20 protein-coding genes are annotated in these 15,844 nt (G+C 70.6%); 9 read left to right on the forward strand and 11 right to left on the reverse strand.

Annotated elements, in window-relative coordinates; all coding sequences use genetic code 11:
- Both OEY_RS30365 and OEY_RS0103645 read right to left on the reverse strand, forming a co-directional pair.
- A partial coding sequence (locus OEY_RS30365; protein ID WP_010592587.1) for a DUF3159 domain-containing protein occupies positions 1–158 on the reverse strand: 158 nt, incomplete at its 3' end.
- 70 nt (positions 159–228) lie between these two features.
- Positions 229–606: an OB-fold nucleic acid binding domain-containing protein gene (locus OEY_RS0103645; protein ID WP_003935573.1), complete on the reverse strand. Its 378-nt coding sequence runs from the start codon at positions 604–606 to the stop codon at positions 229–231.
- Between the two features lie 135 nt (positions 607–741).
- On the opposite strand from OEY_RS0103645, the gene OEY_RS0103650 reads away from it, so the two are divergent.
- Positions 742–1,470 (forward strand): alpha/beta fold hydrolase, encoded by a 729-nt coding sequence (locus OEY_RS0103650; protein WP_010592588.1) that lies wholly within the window; start codon positions 742–744, stop codon positions 1,468–1,470.
- A gap of 12 nt (positions 1,471–1,482) precedes the next feature.
- Here the strand turns inward: OEY_RS0103650 and OEY_RS0103655 are convergent, their stop codons facing one another.
- Both OEY_RS0103655 and dut read right to left on the reverse strand, forming a co-directional pair.
- Positions 1,483–2,304, reverse strand: a complete 822-nt coding sequence (locus OEY_RS0103655; protein WP_010592589.1) for a DUF3710 domain-containing protein — start codon at positions 2,302–2,304, stop codon at positions 1,483–1,485.
- A 1-nt stretch (position 2,305) separates the two neighbouring features.
- Entirely contained in the window at positions 2,306–2,776 is a 471-nt protein-coding gene (dut, locus tag OEY_RS0103660) for a dUTP diphosphatase (RefSeq protein WP_082061237.1), read from the reverse strand.
- A gap of 19 nt (positions 2,777–2,795) precedes the next feature.
- Here dut and OEY_RS0103665 point away from each other — a divergent pair, with 19 nt between their 5' ends.
- Complete coding sequence (locus OEY_RS0103665) at positions 2,796–3,305, forward strand: DUF3093 domain-containing protein (RefSeq protein ID WP_010592591.1); 510 nt, start codon at positions 2,796–2,798, stop codon at positions 3,303–3,305.
- Between the two features lie 85 nt (positions 3,306–3,390).
- Here OEY_RS0103665 and OEY_RS0103670 read toward each other — a convergent pair whose 3' ends face one another.
- Complete coding sequence (locus OEY_RS0103670; RefSeq protein ID WP_003935578.1) at positions 3,391–3,693, reverse strand: DUF4193 domain-containing protein; 303 nt, start codon at positions 3,691–3,693, stop codon at positions 3,391–3,393.
- 366 nt (positions 3,694–4,059) lie between these two features.
- On the opposite strand from OEY_RS0103670, the gene cei reads away from it, so the two are divergent.
- Complete coding sequence (gene cei / locus OEY_RS0103675; RefSeq protein ID WP_010592592.1) at positions 4,060–4,743, forward strand: envelope integrity protein Cei; 684 nt, start codon at positions 4,060–4,062, stop codon at positions 4,741–4,743.
- 13 nt (positions 4,744–4,756) lie between these two features.
- Here the strand turns inward: cei and OEY_RS0103680 are convergent, their stop codons facing one another.
- A complete protein-coding gene (locus tag OEY_RS0103680; RefSeq protein WP_010592593.1) occupies positions 4,757–5,653 on the reverse strand; it encodes an inositol monophosphatase family protein in 897 nt (298 codons plus the stop codon).
- Positions 5,654–5,775: 122 nt separating this feature from the next.
- Here OEY_RS0103680 and ppgK point away from each other — a divergent pair, with 122 nt between their 5' ends.
- Together ppgK and OEY_RS0103690 are read left to right on the forward strand one after the other, a co-directional pair.
- The gene (ppgK, locus tag OEY_RS0103685) at positions 5,776–6,561 is read left to right on the forward strand and encodes a polyphosphate--glucose phosphotransferase (RefSeq protein WP_010592594.1); all 786 of its coding nucleotides are present in this window, start codon (positions 5,776–5,778) and stop codon (positions 6,559–6,561) included.
- A gap of 134 nt (positions 6,562–6,695) precedes the next feature.
- Complete coding sequence (locus OEY_RS0103690) at positions 6,696–8,054, forward strand: RNA polymerase sigma factor (protein WP_010592595.1); 1,359 nt, start codon at positions 6,696–6,698, stop codon at positions 8,052–8,054.
- 8 nt (positions 8,055–8,062) lie between these two features.
- On the opposite strand, the gene OEY_RS0103695 is transcribed toward OEY_RS0103690, so the two are convergent.
- The 3 genes from OEY_RS0103695 to OEY_RS0103705 are packed head-to-tail and all read right to left on the reverse strand — an operon-like array spanning position 8,063 to position 10,159.
- Positions 8,063–9,283, reverse strand: a complete 1,221-nt coding sequence (locus OEY_RS0103695) for a cation:proton antiporter (protein WP_010592596.1) — start codon at positions 9,281–9,283, stop codon at positions 8,063–8,065.
- A 3-nt stretch (positions 9,284–9,286) separates the two neighbouring features.
- A complete protein-coding gene (locus OEY_RS0103700; protein ID WP_010592597.1) occupies positions 9,287–9,769 on the reverse strand; it encodes a cation:proton antiporter regulatory subunit in 483 nt (160 codons plus the stop codon).
- Positions 9,770–9,814: 45 nt separating this feature from the next.
- Positions 9,815–10,159: a DUF952 domain-containing protein gene (locus OEY_RS0103705; RefSeq protein WP_010592598.1), complete on the reverse strand. Its 345-nt coding sequence runs from the start codon at positions 10,157–10,159 to the stop codon at positions 9,815–9,817.
- A 255-nt stretch (positions 10,160–10,414) separates the two neighbouring features.
- Between OEY_RS0103705 and OEY_RS0103710 the strand changes: the two genes are divergently transcribed.
- A complete protein-coding gene (locus OEY_RS0103710) occupies positions 10,415–10,609 on the forward strand; it encodes a DUF7455 domain-containing protein (protein WP_010592599.1) in 195 nt (64 codons plus the stop codon).
- A gap of 103 nt (positions 10,610–10,712) precedes the next feature.
- On the opposite strand, the gene OEY_RS0103715 is transcribed toward OEY_RS0103710, so the two are convergent.
- Entirely contained in the window at positions 10,713–12,437 is a 1,725-nt protein-coding gene (locus OEY_RS0103715) for a DEAD/DEAH box helicase (RefSeq protein WP_010592600.1), read from the reverse strand.
- A gap of 253 nt (positions 12,438–12,690) precedes the next feature.
- Between OEY_RS0103715 and OEY_RS0103720 the strand changes: the two genes are divergently transcribed.
- Positions 12,691–13,866, forward strand: coding sequence for a YihY/virulence factor BrkB family protein (locus OEY_RS0103720; RefSeq protein WP_010592601.1), 1,176 nt, complete (start codon positions 12,691–12,693; stop codon positions 13,864–13,866).
- Here OEY_RS0103720 and OEY_RS0103725 read toward each other — a convergent pair.
- Complete coding sequence (locus OEY_RS0103725; protein ID WP_003935590.1) at positions 13,839–14,075, reverse strand: DUF3039 domain-containing protein; 237 nt, start codon at positions 14,073–14,075, stop codon at positions 13,839–13,841. The genes OEY_RS0103720 and OEY_RS0103725 overlap by 28 nt on opposite strands.
- 72 nt (positions 14,076–14,147) lie before the next feature.
- On the opposite strand from OEY_RS0103725, the gene OEY_RS0103730 reads away from it, so the two are divergent.
- Both OEY_RS0103730 and OEY_RS0103735 read left to right on the forward strand, forming a co-directional pair.
- Positions 14,148–14,507 carry a DUF3099 domain-containing protein gene (locus OEY_RS0103730; protein WP_010592602.1) on the forward strand — a complete coding sequence of 120 codons (360 nt, stop codon included), beginning with the start codon at positions 14,148–14,150 and terminating at the stop codon, positions 14,505–14,507.
- Between the two features lie 51 nt (positions 14,508–14,558).
- Positions 14,559–15,844: DUF7059 domain-containing protein (locus tag OEY_RS0103735; protein ID WP_010592603.1), on the forward strand; the 1,286-nt coding region annotated here is incomplete at its 3' end.

The raw sequence follows: 15,844 nt of genomic DNA on the forward strand, positions 1-15,844 counted from the left end.
ACGAGCACGGCGGTGGCCGCGGCGAGGGCGGCCCAGATCGCGGCGGTCAGACCCCAGATGCTGTTGACCGGAACGAACACCAGCACGGGCACGGTCGACGAGACCAACCCGCTGAGTCCACCGAGTTGTTCCAGAACCGTCTGCTGCTTCTCGCTCACTCCTACGAGGGTGCCACAGCTCAGCTCAGGGGCGGGTGGCGCCGGGTACGGGCGCGGGGCGACGACCGGGTCAGGCCCGCTCGCGCAGTTCGTAATACGGGTTGTAGAGGACCTTCGCGCCGTCGCGTTCGCCGACGCGGCCGCGCACGAGCAGCGTCTTGCCCGGCTCGATGCCCGGGATGCGGCGACGTCCGATCCACACGAGCTTGACGGCTTCGGTGCCGTCGAACAGTTCCGCCTCGACGGCGGCGCTGGCGGCCTTCGGGCACGCCTCGACACTGCGGAGGCGGCCGAACATGGTCACTTCCTCCCCGCGCGCACAGTCGCAAGCGCGGCGGGCCCCGGTCGCCTGGGCGGTTTCGGCGATCTCCTCGGCGTCGAGCTGTTCGAGATCTTCCGTGAGCCGACGGGTGAGTCGGCGGAAGTAACCGGCTGCGGCGGTTGCCATAGCGTGCTCCTGGAACGGGCGCGGCACGGGTCGCGGGCCGCGCATGGGGCTTTCCTGAGGGCCACTGTAGACCTATCGGGACAGGGCAACCACTCCGGTTCCCACCTGCGCCGACGGGTCCGGCAGGATCGGGGCATGCCCTCCGTGAACAGCTCCCCCGAACGCCACGCGACCAGGGCTGTCGTCGCCGTGATCCTGCCCGGAACAGGCTCCGACGCGCACTTCGCCGAGCGTGCGTTCGCGGGTCCGCTCGCCGCCACCGGAGTACGCACCGTCGCGGTCGACCCGGATCCGGCACGCGTGGTCGGCAGCTACGTCGATGCCCTCGACCGGGCCGCGGCCGAGGGGCCGGTGCTGGTGGGCGGCGTATCGCTCGGGGCCGCGGTCGCACTGCGATGGGCGGCCGAGAATCCCGGACGCACCGTCGGCGTGCTGGCTGCGCTGCCGGCGTGGACGGGCTCACCGGACGCCGCACCGGCGGCGGCGAGCGCCCGATGGACCGCCGGGGAGCTACGTACCCACGGGCTGGCTGCGGTGACCGCCGCGATGGTGGCGTCCAGCCCCGCGTGGCTCGGGACGGAACTGGCCCGCTCCTGGCGGTCGCAGTGGCCGGGCCTGCCGGCGGCGCTCGACGAGGCATCCCGATACCGGGCCCTGGACCTGCACGAGCTGCAGGCCGTGGAGGTGCCGGTCGGCATCGCCGCCGCCGTGGACGACGCGGTCCATCCCCTCGCGGTCGCGCAGGAATGGTGTGCCCACCTGACGCGGGCCGCGCTGGGCACCGTCACCCTCGCCGAGATCGGCGCCGACCCGTCCGTACTGGGAACGACCTGCCTGAAGGCGCTGCGGCGCGTCCGGGGCTGACGGATCGGACCGTCAGAAACCGAGCTGCTGCATCGCCGAGCCCGACTCGCCGTGCCGCGGGCGCGTCTGTGGTGCCGGCTGCTGAGGCGGTGCCGGCTGCTGAGGTGCCGGCTGCTGAGGTCCCGGCTGCTGAGGTCCCGGCTGCTGGGGCGTCGGCTGCGCTGCCTGCTGCGCGGCTGCGTGCTGCTGCTGCTGTGCGGCGGCGGCTAGTTGCTCGGCAAGAGCCTTCGGCAGCACCACCGGCAACGGCGTGCGCACCGGGTGCGGATCCTGGCCGCGACGCACGACGGTTTCGGCGACGATGCTGCGTGCGGTCTCCACCAGCGGCGAATCAGCCGTCACCGAACCGGCCGGCCCGGCGACCACGCAGCGGATCATCCACCGGTAACCGTCGACCCCCAGAAAGCGCAGATCCGCGTTCGGGGTGCTGCCCTGCAGTTCCCGGCCCCACGGTCCGCTCTCGATGCTGACCGTCGCATTGTCGCGGCGCAGCGATTCGGCCAGCTCGGCAGCCACCTCCCGCCACTGCCCCGGAGACTTCGGCGCCGCGTACGCGGAGACGGTGATCCGTCCGTGCTGGGTCACCAGATGCACGGCCTGGGGTTGACCGTTCGGCGCCATCTCCACCTGGATCTGCCCACCCGGCGGCAGCGGCACGAGGACCGACCCGAGGTCGAGCCGGCCGCCGACCGCGTCCTCGCCGATGTCGTCGATGTCGTAGGGACCGCCCTGCGGCACCGGTGTCTCGTCTTCCCCGGGCATGGGCGCGAACTCAGCCTCGTCCGCGAGTCCGGGTGCTTCGGCGTCCCGGTTCTTCCGGCGTCGTCCGAACATGTCAGGAACCTTCCTTCACCAGACCTGCGTGCCCACCGCTCGATCCGTATCCTCCGGCGCCTCGGCTGGTGTCGTCGAGAGAGTCGACCTCGACGAAGTCGACGAGTTCCACCTTCTGCACGAGCAGTTGGGCGATGCGGTCGCCACGACGCAGCTCGACCGCGCGGTCGGGATCGTGGTTGATCAGGCACACCTTGATCTCGCCGCGGTAGCCCGCATCCACCGTCCCGGGGGTATTGACCACCGAGAGCCCGAACTTCGCGGCCAGGCCGGAACGCGGATGGATCAGACCCACCGTGCCGACGGGCAGGGCCACCGCGATGCCGGTCCCCACCAGCGCTCGCCGCCCGGGCTCGAGGGTCACGTCCACCGTGGTGCACAAGTCCACGCCGGCGTCGCCGGTGTGTGCGCGGGCGGGCACAGGAATCCCCGGGTCCAGACGGAGCAGAGGGACGGCTGGAAGATCGGTCACGTGCACCGAGACTACTCTGATGGACGTGTCTCGAACCTCTCGACCCGACGCGGATGCGCAGCAGACGACCGACGTGCCGGTCTACTCCGAACGGATGTGGGTGCCGCTGTGGTGGTGGCCCCTCGGCCTGGGCGTGGCCGCGCTGCTGGCCGCGGAACTGCACATGGGGGCGCCCGGTCTGCAAGCCTGGCTGCCGTACGTGCTGCTGCTGCCGTTCCCTGTCTGGGCGCTCGTGTGGCTGTCCCGTCTGCGGTTGGAGGTGACGGGCGGGGAACTGATCGTCGGCCGGGCGCACCTGCCGCTCGAGGTGATCTCCCGCGCTGTCGTGGTGCCGGCGTCGGCGAAGAGCGCCGCCCTGGGCCGCCAGCTCGACCCGGCGGCATACGTCCAGCACCGCCCGTGGATCGGGACGATGGTGCTCGTCGTGCTGGACGACCCGGACGACCCCACCCCGTACTGGCTGATCAGCACCAGGCGGCCCGCGGAGCTGCAGGCCGCCCTGGGATGCGCCGACCACTCCGGACACTGAACCGGGCACGGCCGGTCAGCGCGATCGTCCGGGACTCAGCGTGGACAGTCCCGCCGGGACTCAGGCTGCACAGTCCCGCCGGGACTCAGGCTGCACAGTCCCGGCAGATCATCACGCCGTTCTCGTCGCTGGCGAGCCGGCTGCGGTGGTGTACCAGGAAACAGCTCGAGCAGGTGAACTCGTCGGCCTGCTTGGGCACCACCCGGACCGACAGCTCCTCGCCGGACAGATCGGCGCCGGGCAGCTCGAAGGACTCCGCGGTATCCGACTCGTCGACGTCCACGACGGCGGACTGCGCCTCGTTGCGTCGCGCCTTCAGTTCTTCGAGTGAATCCTCCGACACCTCGTCGGTTTCGGTTCGCCTCGGTGCGTCGTAGTCAGTCGCCATTTCCTCTACCTCTAGTCCTCGTGCAGGTGCCCGGCCGGAGGACACTGTTCATGTCCTTCGGCGGGGGCAACGCCCGACCGTCTCCGGAAGTTCCCGCCGACCGTGTCCGGGTCCCGGACACGACCCGGGCCTCCCGCTGTCGAAAGCCCGATCATCGAATCTTCGACGACCTGGGCCGCCGAACAATAGCGGAAGTACCCACAGAAGCCGTAACCGATACACGCGATCCGGGGAAATGTCGGTCAATTGTCACCAACACCACAGCAACTCGAGACATTCCACCGTTCGCCCGCCTTCGCGGACCCCCCCGGGATGCCCTCTACAGTGGTCGCACACACCCCTTGGAGATGCGAGAGGCAGGGCGCCGTGGTTTCCCTGATCACCGAAGGCCGGGCGCGTGACGAACGCGGCCGGCCGTTCCCCCGCCGCCGCGTCGTGCCGGCCGCGGCACTGTTCGCGATTCTGGCTACGGTCGGGATCGTGGTGTGGGCATCGGTGTTCGCCGGTTCCGACCCGGTATCCCGGACCGTGGCATGCAACGCCCCGCCGACCGTGCCGTCGGAGCCCGGAGGACCGCAACCGGCCCCCCTCGGCGAGGTGGTCGACCGGTCCGTCCTGCTCGACGTCGAGCCCGCTCCCCTGGCGGCGACGCGGGTGCGGGTGTTCAACGCCAACGGTGAACGTGGCCAGGCGACCCATGTGGCCACCCAGCTGGCCGAGTACGGCTTCGCGAGCGCACCGGACGTCCAGGCGGGCAACGACCCCGTCTACGTCGACCAGAACATGCAGTGCCACGGTCAGATCAGGTTCGGGGCGGCCGGAGCCGCAGCTGCCAGCACGGTGTGGCTGGTCGCACCGTGCGCCGAACTCGTCCGCGACGACCGTGCCGACGACACCGTCGACCTCGCCCTGGGCACCTACTCCAAGGAGATCGCGCCCAACGCCGATGCCGAGGAGGTGCTGCAGTCGCTGCGGGAGGCGCCGGTGGGTGCGGCCGCCGCGCCGCTGGACATCGACCTGCTGGCGGCGGCCCGCGACGCCCGCTGCTGAGCGCCGCGGACCGTCAGGCCGGGATCGGAGCGTCGGCGCCGAACGTGGCGAGCAGGTCCGCGAGCTGTGCTGCGACGCCGGGTGCAGCGGCGACGGTGATCTCGCCGACGTCGCCGCCACCGGTCGGTAGCCGCACCCAGGCGCCCGCCTCCGCGGCGATCAGCGCACCGGCGGCCCAGTCCCACGGTTGCAGCCCGTGTTCGTAGTGGGCATCGACCCGGCCCGAAGCCACCATGCACAGGTCCAGGGCGGCCGCGCCGATCCGGCGGATGTCCCGCACTCTCGGCAGCAGCTCCGCCACCAGAAGGCCCTGTCGTTCGCGCCGGTGCGGCGCGTAGGAGAAACCGGTCGCGACGAGTGCGTGGGCGATGTCCCCGACCGGGTTGCAGCGCAGACGCGTCACCGATCCCCCGGCGTCGGTGCGGGTGGCCCCCTCTCCGCGCGCGGCCGAGTAGACATCTCCGGCGGCGACATCGACCACCGCTCCCGCCACAGATCTTCCACCGACCTGGGCTGCTATCGAGACCGCGTACGCGGGGATGCCGTACACGAAGTTCACCGTGCCGTCGATGGGGTCGACAACCCATCGGACACCGGTCGACCCGGCATCGGCGCCGCCCTCCTCCCCGAGGATCGCGTCGCCCGGCCGCGACCGGGTCAGCAGTCGCCGGATGAGGTCCTCGGTCTCGGTGTCCGCCATCGTCACCGGATCGGTGTCGGTGCTCTTCGATCGCACCGCGCCGGCCGTGCGAGCACCCGGGTCGGCGGCCGGGAACAGCTCGGGCCGCCGGGCGCGCACGTGGGCGGCGGCCGCCACCGCGACGTCCACGGCGATCTCCCGCAGCCGGGCCGGGTCCGTGGTGGCGTCGCGGGAAAGGGTGCAAGGGTGGGGATCCGGGGTGTCGGGCACCCGAGTATCCGAACACACTGCGCGGTACGGCACCACCCGCGTTGCCGCCGCGTTCGCATTAGGGTGACGTCACGACAGCGGTTGCCCGCGGTGACTGTTCCGGTGACGAGAGGGAGCGCGAGATGACGCAGACGACCCAGCCGGCCATGCCGGATCCGGACCTTCTGGGATTCGGTGTCGACGTCGGGGGCAGCGGCATCAAGGGCGGGGTCGTCGACATGTCCACGGGTGTTCTGGTGGGTGAGCGCATCAAGATCCTGACTCCCCAGCCGTCGACTCCGCAGGCGGTCGCGGACACCGTCGCCCGAATCGTGGAGCAGGCGCAGTGGACCGGACCGGTGGGGGTCACCCTGCCCAGTGTGGTGACCGGTGGGGTGGCGCGTACGGCCGCGAACATCGATCCGGCATGGATCGGCACCGACGCCCGGGCGTTGTTCGCTTCGGCTCTGGGGGATCGCCCAATCAGCGTGCTGAACGACGCGGATGCCGCCGGTCTCGCCGAGGACCGCTTCGGTGCGGCCAGGGACGCGTCGGGAGTGGTCGTCCTGCTCACCTTCGGAACAGGGATCGGCTCGGCGGTGCTGCACAACGGCGTTCTGTTGCCGAACACCGAGTTCGGGCACATGGAGGTCGACGGGATGGAAGCCGAGCACCGCGCGGCGTCGTCGGTCAAGGAGAGCAACGAGTGGTCGTACAAGCGGTGGGCCAAGGAGGTCTCGCTGGTGCTGTCGCGGTTCGAGGCCCTGCTGTGGCCCGACCTGTTCATCGCCGGCGGCGGCATCAGCCGCAAGCACGAGAAGTGGATCCCGCTGCTGACCAACCGCACGCCCGTCGTTCCGGCCGCGTTGCGCAACACCGCCGGCATCATCGGGGCCGCGTGGGCTGCGAAAACAGGCGTCCACCCCTGAGTCCTGCACATCGCGCACGACGGCGATCGTTACAATGGTGCACAGCCGGCTGCGAACCGGCCTGATCCCGACAGACCTCTCCGCCGGAACCCCTCTGGCGCGACGCCGCACTACCTCGTCACGAAAGGGCGTACGTGGCAGCCACCGACATCCACACGGCTGATTCCCCCAACGAATCGGCAGCCTCCGCGGACGCCGCGGAATCCGCGACCGGTACCGCACCCGCCACGAAGCGGCCGGCGAAGAAGGCCCCGGCCAAGAAGGCCCCGGCGAAGAAGGCGGCCGCCAAGAAGGCCCCGGCGAAGAAGGCCGCCGCCAAGAAGACGACGGCGAAGAAGGCCGCCGCCAAGAAGGCGGGCAAGCCGGCCGGCGACGAGTTCGAGGGCGAGGAAGCCGCGCTCGAGGACATCGACGTCGCCGAGGCCGAACTCGAAGGCGCCGAGGACGTGGTCGTGGAGGCGGCGGACGCCGACGACGAGCCCAGCGACAAGGACAAGGCGTCGGGCGACTTCGTCTGGGACGAAGAGGAGTCGGAGGCGCTGCGGCAGGCCCGCAAGGACGCCGAGCTGACCGCCTCCGCCGACTCGGTGCGCGCCTACCTCAAGCAGATCGGCAAGGTTGCCCTGCTCAACGCCGAGGAGGAGGTCGAGCTCGCCAAGCGCATCGAGGCCGGCCTGTACGCGACCTACCGGCTGCAGGAGTACGCCGACAAGGGCGAGAAGCTGCCGGTCGCGCAGCGCCGCGACCTGAACTGGATCTGCCGCGACGGCAACCGCGCCAAGAACCATCTGCTCGAGGCCAACCTGCGACTCGTCGTCTCACTCGCCAAGCGCTACACCGGCCGGGGGATGGCCTTCCTGGATCTCATCCAGGAGGGCAATCTCGGTCTGATCCGCGCGGTGGAGAAGTTCGACTACACCAAGGGTTACAAGTTCTCCACGTACGCCACCTGGTGGATCCGGCAGGCCATCACCCGCGCCATGGCGGATCAGGCCCGCACCATCCGCATCCCGGTGCACATGGTCGAGGTGATCAACAAGCTCGGCCGCATCCAGCGTGAGCTCCTCCAGGACCTCGGGCGCGAGCCCACTCCGGAGGAACTGGCCAAGGAGATGGACATCACGCCGGAGAAGGTACTGGAGATCCAGCAGTACGCCCGGGAGCCGATCTCGCTCGACCAGACCATCGGCGACGAGGGCGACAGCCAGCTCGGCGACTTCATCGAGGACAGCGAGGCCGTGGTGGCGGTGGACGCGGTGTCGTTCACGCTGCTGCAGGATCAGCTGCAGTCGGTACTCGAGACACTGTCCGAACGTGAGGCCGGGGTGGTCCGGCTGCGGTTCGGCCTGACCGACGGTCAGCCGCGGACCCTCGACGAGATCGGGCAGGTCTACGGGGTCACCCGCGAGCGGATCCGGCAGATCGAGTCGAAGACCATGTCGAAGCTGCGGCACCCGTCGCGGTCGCAGGTGCTGCGCGACTACCTCGACTGAGGATCCACCTAGAACTCCTCCGCTTCACGGCGATCGGCCGTCGGCTCCGCAGCCGGCGGCCGTTCGCGTAGCCGGGGTACCACGGCGCGGGTCGCCGGCTCGACGAACCGCGCCGCCACGGGGCCGAGCACCGCCGTGATGAGCACGTACGCCGAAGCGAGGGCTGCGAGCTCGGCGTCCACGTGACCCGAGGTGACGGCGAGTCCGGCGATGACGATGGAGAACTCACCGCGGGCGATGAGGGCGGCGCCCGCGCGAGCGCGGCCCATGGTGGCGATGCCGTGCTGTCGCGCCGCCCACCAGCCGGTGGCGACCTTCGTCAGCGCCGTGACGACGGCGAGCAGCGCCGCCCACCCCAGTACCGGAGGAATGGCGGTCGGATCGGTGTTGAGGCCGAAGAACACGAAGAAGATCGCCGCGAAGAGATCCCGCAGCGGCTCGAGGACGCGGGCCGCGTTGTGGGCGGTCGAGCCGGAGATCGCGATGCCGAGCAGAAACGCGCCGACCGCCGCCGAGACCTGCATCGCCGAGCTGACACCGGCGACCAGCAGCGCGGCGCCGAGAAGCTTGAGCAGCAGCGTCTCGCTGTCCGGGCTGTCGAGCACCGCGGAGACGTAACGCCCGTATCGCAGCACCAGCACGAGCACGACCGTGACCAGCCCCAGCGCGATCGCGACGGCCTCGAGCCCACCGATCAGGCTGACCCCTGCGAGCACCGCGGTCAGGATCGGCAGGTACACCGCCATCGCGAGGTCCTCGAAGACGAGGATCGACAGCACCACGGGAGTCTCCCGGTTACCCAGGCGACCGAGGTCGGTCAGGGTCTTGGCGATGATGCCCGAGGACGAGATGTAGGTGATGCCACCGAGGACGAACGCCCCCGTCGCGCCCCACCCGAGCAGCAGCGCGATCACCACTCCCGGCGCGGCGTTGAGTACGAGATCGAGCAGGCCTGCCGCGCGGGACCGTTTGAGCCCGGTGACGAGTTCGGAGGCCGTGTACTCCAGGCCGAGGAGCAGCAGCAGCAGGACCACGCCGATCTCACTGGCAACGTGACTGAACTCGCTGATGTCACCCAGCTGGATGAACCCACCGGTGCCGAACGCGAGACCGCCGAGGAGGTAGAACGGGATCGGCGACATGGCGAAGCGCGCGGCGAGGCGTCCGAGCACGCCGAGGGCGAAGAACACCGCCCCCAGTTCGATCAGGGCGAGCGTGGTCGAATTCATCGGTCAGCCGTTGCGCAGGATCCTGGCCGCGGCGTCCAGGCCGTCGGCCGTGCCGACGGCGACGAGGATGTCTCCCCCGGTGAGTACGAAGTCCGGCCCCGGCGAGGGCGTCACCTGCCCGGCGCGCATCACCGCGACGACGGACACACCCGTGCGGGTACGCATCGCCGTGTCCCCGAGCACTGCCCCGTCGAAACGGGAGCTGTCGTGGATGTGCAGCTGCCGGGTGATGATCCCGGGCAGTTCCCGGTGGTCCTCCTGGAGCTGGGCGACGAGTTGCGGCGCGCCGAGCAGGTTGCTCAGGGTGGCGGCCTCCTCGACGGTCAGCGGCAGGGAGGCCGCACAGGCATCGGGATCGTCCGCCTTCGAGACGATGAGGTCCGAATGGCCGTCCCGATGCGTGATGACCCCGATCCGCCGACCCGACGCCAGCTCGAAGTCCTTGCGCACGCCGATTCCGGGAAGCGGCGTCACTTCGACGTTCATGCCGCCAGAGTAGGACTCACAGTCCACCCGGGTGACGGCGCACCCTCAGGGATCCCCGAAAAGTCCGTTTCCCCCGGGGCGATAGTCCACCACCGCGGTGACCGCAGCGACCGGCAGCGGGCCGTAGAGGTGCGGAAACGTCATCCCCTCCGGATCGTCCGGGAGGCCCGGCTCCCATCGCACTTCGTCCGCGAGCCGCGCCGGGTCGAGATGCAGCAGCACCAGGTCCGTGCGGCCGGCGAACAACCGGTTCGCCGGCAGGTGCACCTGTTCCGGGGTCGACAGGTGCACGAACCCGTGCGTGGCGAGCGAGTCGGGGGCAAGCTCTCCTTGGCGCTGCGCCCGCTCCCAGTCGGCTCGCGCGCAGATGTGTACCAGCCGATTCGTCACCGCAGCCTCTCCCGGTGGCCGTTCCGGGCCCGCGACACCGCCGAGGGCTCTGCGCTGTGAGCGAACACCCGCAGCCCCGAAACCGCACGTCGTGGGCGTTCGGGGGGGTCGGGGGTGAAACTCGACACGATTTTCGGAGGATTGGAACAACGCGTGAACGGGAATCGTCTGACACAGTAGTTCCACCGCGCCGGCCCGGTGCGGCGGACCAGACCCCAGGCAACCGACGACAGTGGTGGCCAGTTTGGAGGAGTCATGCCCGGAACGTTGACCAGCCCGAAGTTGACCGCCGCAGACCGCTGCGATCGGTGCAGTGCAGCCGCTCGCGTCCGTGCCGTCCTTGCCACCGGTGGCGAGCTGCTCTTCTGCGGCCACCACGCCAAGGAGCACACCGACCGGCTGCGTGAACTCGGCGCCACGATCGAGTCCGACGCCGAAGCCGCCGTCTGATCCACCGTTCCGGAGCCGGACGACTCCGAGACCCGAGCCGAAACGGGCGACCACCGCGGGTGGTCGCCCGTTTCGCCGTTTCGGGGGTGCGTCGGCAGTGGGTTCACCACTGGCGCAGCAGCGCGATGCGGTCGCCGAGTTGCTCGGCCGTGGCGATCGCGGTCGGCGGACCCCCGCACTGCCGTCGCAACTCCCCGTGGATGACCCCGTGCGGCTTACCGGTCCGGTGGTGGTGCATCGCGACGAGCGAGTTCAGTTCCTTGCGCAGCCGGGCCAGCGAGTCGGCGGTCGCCACCCGCTCGGCCACCTGCGGCGGCGGAGCGGGTGCGGGGACCGGCGTCGGCTTGTCCAGCTGCTCCTGCTGCCGGCGACGCAGCAGCGCCCGCATCTGTTCGGCGTCGAGCAGCCCGGGCAGACCCAGGTAGTCGGCCTCTTCCTCGCTGCCGGAGAACGTCGCCGTGCCGAACGAGGAGCCGTCGTAGATCACCTGGTCGAGTTCGGCCTCCGCGCCGAGCGCGGTGAACGCCTTCTCCTCCTCGCCCGGTTCGTCCTTGGTCCGGTTGGCGTCGGCGAGCAGGTCGTCGTCGAAGCCCTCCTTCACGCGGTGCGGCTTACCGAGCACGTGGTCCCGCTGCGCCTCGAGCTGGCTGGCCAGGTCGAGAAGCACCGGCACGGACGGCAGGAACACGCTCGCGGTCTCGCCCTTGCGTCGCGACCGCACGAAACGGCCGATGGCCTGGGCGAAGAACAGCGGCGTCGAGGCGCTGGTGGCGTACACGCCCACCGCGAGCCGAGGGACGTCGACGCCTTCGGACACCATGCGCACCGCCACCATCCAGCGCTGCGTGCTCGCGTCGAACTCCGAGATGCGCCGCGACGCGGTCGGGTCGTCGGACAGGACGAGGGCGGGCGTCTCACCGGTGAGCTGCTCGAGGATCTTGGCGTACGCGCGGGCCACCGTCTGGTCGCTGGCGATGACCAGTCCGCCCGCATCGGGCATCCCGCCCTGGCGCAGTTGCTCGAGCCGCGTGTTGGCGGCGGTGAGGACGGCCGGGATCCAGTCGCCGGCCGGATCGAGAGCGGTCCGCCACGCGCGTGCGGTCTGCTCGGCGCTGAGCGGCTCACCGAGTCGTGCCGAGTACTCCTCCCCCGCGTTGTTGCGCCATCGGGCTTCGCCGGAGTAGGCGAGGAAGACCACCGGACGCACGACACCGTCCGCGAGGGCGTCGGCGTAGCCGTACGCATGGTCGGCCCTGGACTGCATGAAGCCGTCGGTGTTCGGTTCGTATGTCACGAACGGGATGGCGCTGTCGTCGCTGCGGAACGGGGTACCGGTCAGGGCGAGCCGGCGGGTGGCGTCGCCGAACGCCTCCCGGATTCCCTCACCCCAGCTCTTGGCGTCGCCGCCGTGGTGGATCTCGTCGAGGATCACCAGGGTGCGGCGGGCCTCGGTGCGGACGCGGTGTTTGAACGGGTGCGAGGCCACCTGCGCGTAGGTCACCACGACGCCGTGGAAGTCGCTCGACGTCTGGCCGGTGGAGTTGGTGAAGTTCGAGTCCAGGGCGATGCCGGAGCGCGCGGCCGAAGCGGCCCACTGGTGCTTGAGATGCTCGGTGGGGGCGACGACCGTCACCTGGTCGACGGTGCGGTCGCGCAGCAGTTCGCCCGCGACTCGAAGCGCGAACGTGGTCTTACCGGCGCCGGGGGTCGCGACGGCGAGAAAGTCCCGCGGGCTCGTCGCGAGGTACTTCGTCAGGGCTCGGCGCTGCCAGGCGCGCAGCTGTCCGGCCGGGGCGGAGGGCGCTGTTCCGACGGTCTCGGTGCTCACCGGCTACTCGTGCTCCTTCTCCGGTCGTGCGGGTGGTCTCGCTCTGCGGCCCGCCGTCGGGCGGACGGACACCGCCGTGCGGTCGCCGGACGGACGACGGCCGTCGAGCAGCCTATCCCGGTCCGCCGGCCCCGCCCGCATCCGAGCCGCCGGCCGTGACGCGGGCGACAGGAGACGATCATGTCAGAATTCGCGGTGTCGTCGGCCCGCCGCCGCGCACTGCGGCGTGTCGTCAGGAATGCTGGAAGTACCCATGAGCGACACACCTCCTCCGGCCGGATCGACCGCCGCACCGCGCCCGCGGCGGCGGCCGGTGCATCGCGGGCTGCAGGTGCTCGCCCGGACGGCGGTCAAGGCATGGGACGACTCCATCTTCAGCAAGGCCGCGGCGGCCGCCTTCTGGCAGACGCTGTCGCTGCCCCCGCTGCTGCTGGGGCTGCTGGGCAGTCTCGGCTACGTCGCCGGGTGGTTCGGACCCGATACGGTGGAGATCATCCAGTCCAAGATCGTGACGTTCTCCCGCACCATGTTCAGCGAGAACGTGGTCGACGACATCATCGGGCCCACGGTGCAGGACGTGCTGCTGCGGGGCCGTGCCGACGTGATGTCCCTCGGATTCCTGCTGTCGCTGTGGGCGGGTTCGTCGGCAATCTCCACGTTCGTCGACTCCATCGACGAGGCACACGACCAGCACGACCACCGTCATCCCGTCTGGCAGCGGTTCTTCGCCCTGCTGCTGTACGTGGTGTTCCTCGTCCTGGCGGTGTTCACGCTGCCGCTCGTCGCGCTCGGGCCGACCATGATCGGACGGGCGCTGCCGGAGGCGTGGTACGACGTCGGGTCCCGGTTGCTGGACACCTTCTACTACCCCGGGGTGGGCCTGCTGCTGCTCGTGGGCCTGACGACGCTGTACAAGGTGGCGTTGCCGAGGTCCCTGCCGTGGCATCGCCTGCTGGGTGGTGCGATCCTGGCGGGCACGTTCTTCATGGCATCGAGCGCGGCGCTGCGCTGGTACCTGCGATGGGTCTCCGGGACCGGATACACCTACGGAGCGCTCGCCACCCCGATCGCGTTCCTGCTGTTCACCTTCTTCCTCGGCTTCGCCGTCGTGCTGGGAGCCGAGTTCAACGCGACGGTGCAGGAGTTCTGGCCGGCGCGCGAGACCCGCATCGAACAGATGCGCCGGTGGCTCGCCGAGCGGGCGGCCGCAGCGCCCGCACCGGCCGCGGTGACCGGCCTGACCCGGCGGCTGGGGACGGCACCGATCCCGATCCGGCTACCGGACATCATGCGGCCGGGGCAGCGGGAACCCGAGTCGTGCCCCGTGGACGCGCCGCACCCACGCGCAGCGGAGGGCGTCGTCGGCGCACCCGCGCCGGCGGCCCCGGACGAGGCGGTCGATCAGTCGCCCTTGCGCAGACCCTCGTAGACCTTCTTGCATTCCGGGCACACCGGTGACCCCGGCTTCGGGGAGCGCGTCACCGGGAAGACTTCGCCGCACAGCGCGACGACATGGGTACCCATGACCGCACTCTCGGCGATCTTGTCCTTCTTGACGTAGTGGAAGAACTTGGGAGTGTCGTCGTCGGTGGTTTCGTCGGTGGTGGTATCCGGCCGTTCCTTGATGTCGGTGCTCACCGTTACATGATGCCGCACCCCGGGTGCGGATGTGTATGTGCATTCCGTGGACGCGAGTGGGACAGTAGAAGGATGTCGAGAACTCCGGGTTTCCATGGGGACTACGACGACGGGTCACCCGAGAAACCGGTTCTGATCACCGAGGCGGCGTCGTCGCTGGAGGAGCAGCACCGAGCGAGGGTCCGCAAGTACCTGACGCTCATGTCCTTCCGCATCCCCGCCATGATCCTCGCTGCGCTCGCGTACGCGGCGTTCGCCAATCCGTGGCTGGCGGTGGGCATCCTCGCTCTGTCGGTCCCCCTTCCCTGGGTGGCGGTGCTCATCGCCAACGATCGCCCACCGCGGTCGAAGGACGAGCCCAGCCGTTGGGACGGCCGCGCCGACGACACCACGGCGCTCGAGGGCCCACAGCCGCGCATCATCGAGGGCTGACCCGATTCCCCGGCCCGGGGCGCGGCACCAGGGTGCTGCCACAATGCGTGGATGGACCGCGACCTGCTGCTTTCGATCTGTCCCGCGCTGCGCACGGCACTCACTCGCGCACGGTTCGACACCGACACGATGCTCGAGCTGCTCGGTCCCGACGCGCACGCCGCGCTGGGACGCGGCGAACCCGTGCCGGTGCGACGGGCCGCGGCGGGCGGCGGTGATCTCGGCACCCTCGTGCGCCTGTTCCTCGTGTGCGACACGCTTCCCGCCGACGAGGTGGGCGACGCGCTCGCACCACTCGACGTGGCGACGGCGATCGCGTCCGGGCTGCTCGAACGCGACGGCGATGGTGTGCGCGCAGCGCTGGATCTGCGACCGCTCGACGCCGGCACCGGGACGCGCTGGATGCTGTCGGACCTCGACGGGGCGATGCGTCCCCGGCGCACCCGCGAGGATCATGTGCTCGGCGTCGGACACGCGTCGCTGTCGCTGCTGCAGGCCATGCCCACCGATCCGGTCGGCTCGGTGCTGGACCTGGGCACCGGCTGCGGCGTGCAGGCTGTACGCGCGACCGATTTCGCCGACACTGTCACCGCCACCGACGTCAATGCCCGGGCACTGGTTCTGGCCGCCGCCACGGCCGCGCTCAACGAGGTCGAGATCGAACTGCTCGAGGGGTCGTGGTTCGAGCCGGTGGCCGGCCGTCGCTTCGACCGGATCGTCGCGAACCCGCCGTTCGTGGTGAGTACGGGACGGGTCGAGCACACCTACCGGGACTCGGGCCTGGACCTCGACGGCGCGAGCGAACTGATGATCTCGCGCGCCGCCGAGCACCTGAACCCGGGCGGGACCGCGGCGATGCTGGCTTCGTGGGTGCACCTCGAAGGCGAGGACTGGCGCCGCCGGATCGCGTCCTGGCTGCCCGCCCACGGAGTCGACGCGTGGATCGTGCAGCGCGACGTCGCCGACCCCGCCCTCTACGTGGGCACGTGGCTGCGCGACGGCGACGCCGACCCGCGGGATCCGGCGGTGGCGGCACGCGCCGAGGCCTGGCTCGACCACTTCGCGCGGCACGGGGTCGAGGGCATCGGCTTCGGATTCGTCTACCTGCGGCGCACCGACGCGCCGAGCGACGTCCTCGCCGAGGACCTGCGGCACGGCTTCACGGACCCGCTCGGGGCGGAGGCCGTCGCGTACTTCGACCGGCTGGCCTGGCTGCGTGACCACGACGTCCTGGAGGCGCGGTTCGTCGTCCGGCCCGACACCGCCCTCGAACGGGTGTACCTCCCCGGGGAGGACGGCTGGCGGCAGGTGGGGACGCGCGTGCACCGCGGCGGGGG

The organism is Rhodococcus sp. P14, from assembly GCF_000256505.1.
Classification (GTDB): Bacteria; Actinomycetota; Actinomycetes; order Mycobacteriales; family Mycobacteriaceae; genus Rhodococcus; species Rhodococcus ruber.

Excerpts from the sequence above, each read along its gene's own strand:
- OEY_RS0103730 (WP_010592602.1), top strand. The coding sequence starts at position 14,148 with ATGTCGAGAACTCCGGGTTTCCATGGGGACTACGACGACGGGTCACCC.
- OEY_RS0103710 (WP_010592599.1), top strand. The coding sequence starts at position 10,415 with ATGCCCGGAACGTTGACCAGCCCGAAGTTGACCGCCGCAGACCGCTGC.
- OEY_RS0103695 (WP_010592596.1), bottom strand. The coding sequence starts at position 9,283 with ATGAATTCGACCACGCTCGCCCTGATCGAACTGGGGGCGGTGTTCTTC.
- OEY_RS0103655 (WP_010592589.1), bottom strand. The coding sequence starts at position 2,304 with ATGTTCGGACGACGCCGGAAGAACCGGGACGCCGAAGCACCCGGACTC.
- OEY_RS0103665 (WP_010592591.1), top strand. The coding sequence starts at position 2,796 with ATGGACGTGTCTCGAACCTCTCGACCCGACGCGGATGCGCAGCAGACG.
- ppgK (WP_010592594.1), top strand. The coding sequence starts at position 5,776 with ATGACGCAGACGACCCAGCCGGCCATGCCGGATCCGGACCTTCTGGGA.
- OEY_RS0103700 (WP_010592597.1), bottom strand. The coding sequence starts at position 9,769 with ATGAACGTCGAAGTGACGCCGCTTCCCGGAATCGGCGTGCGCAAGGAC.
- OEY_RS0103645 (WP_003935573.1), bottom strand. The coding sequence starts at position 606 with ATGGCAACCGCCGCAGCCGGTTACTTCCGCCGACTCACCCGTCGGCTC.
- OEY_RS0103720 (WP_010592601.1), top strand. The coding sequence starts at position 12,691 with ATGAGCGACACACCTCCTCCGGCCGGATCGACCGCCGCACCGCGCCCG.
- OEY_RS0103650 (WP_010592588.1), top strand. The coding sequence starts at position 742 with ATGCCCTCCGTGAACAGCTCCCCCGAACGCCACGCGACCAGGGCTGTC.
- OEY_RS0103670 (WP_003935578.1), bottom strand. The coding sequence starts at position 3,693 with ATGGCGACTGACTACGACGCACCGAGGCGAACCGAAACCGACGAGGTG.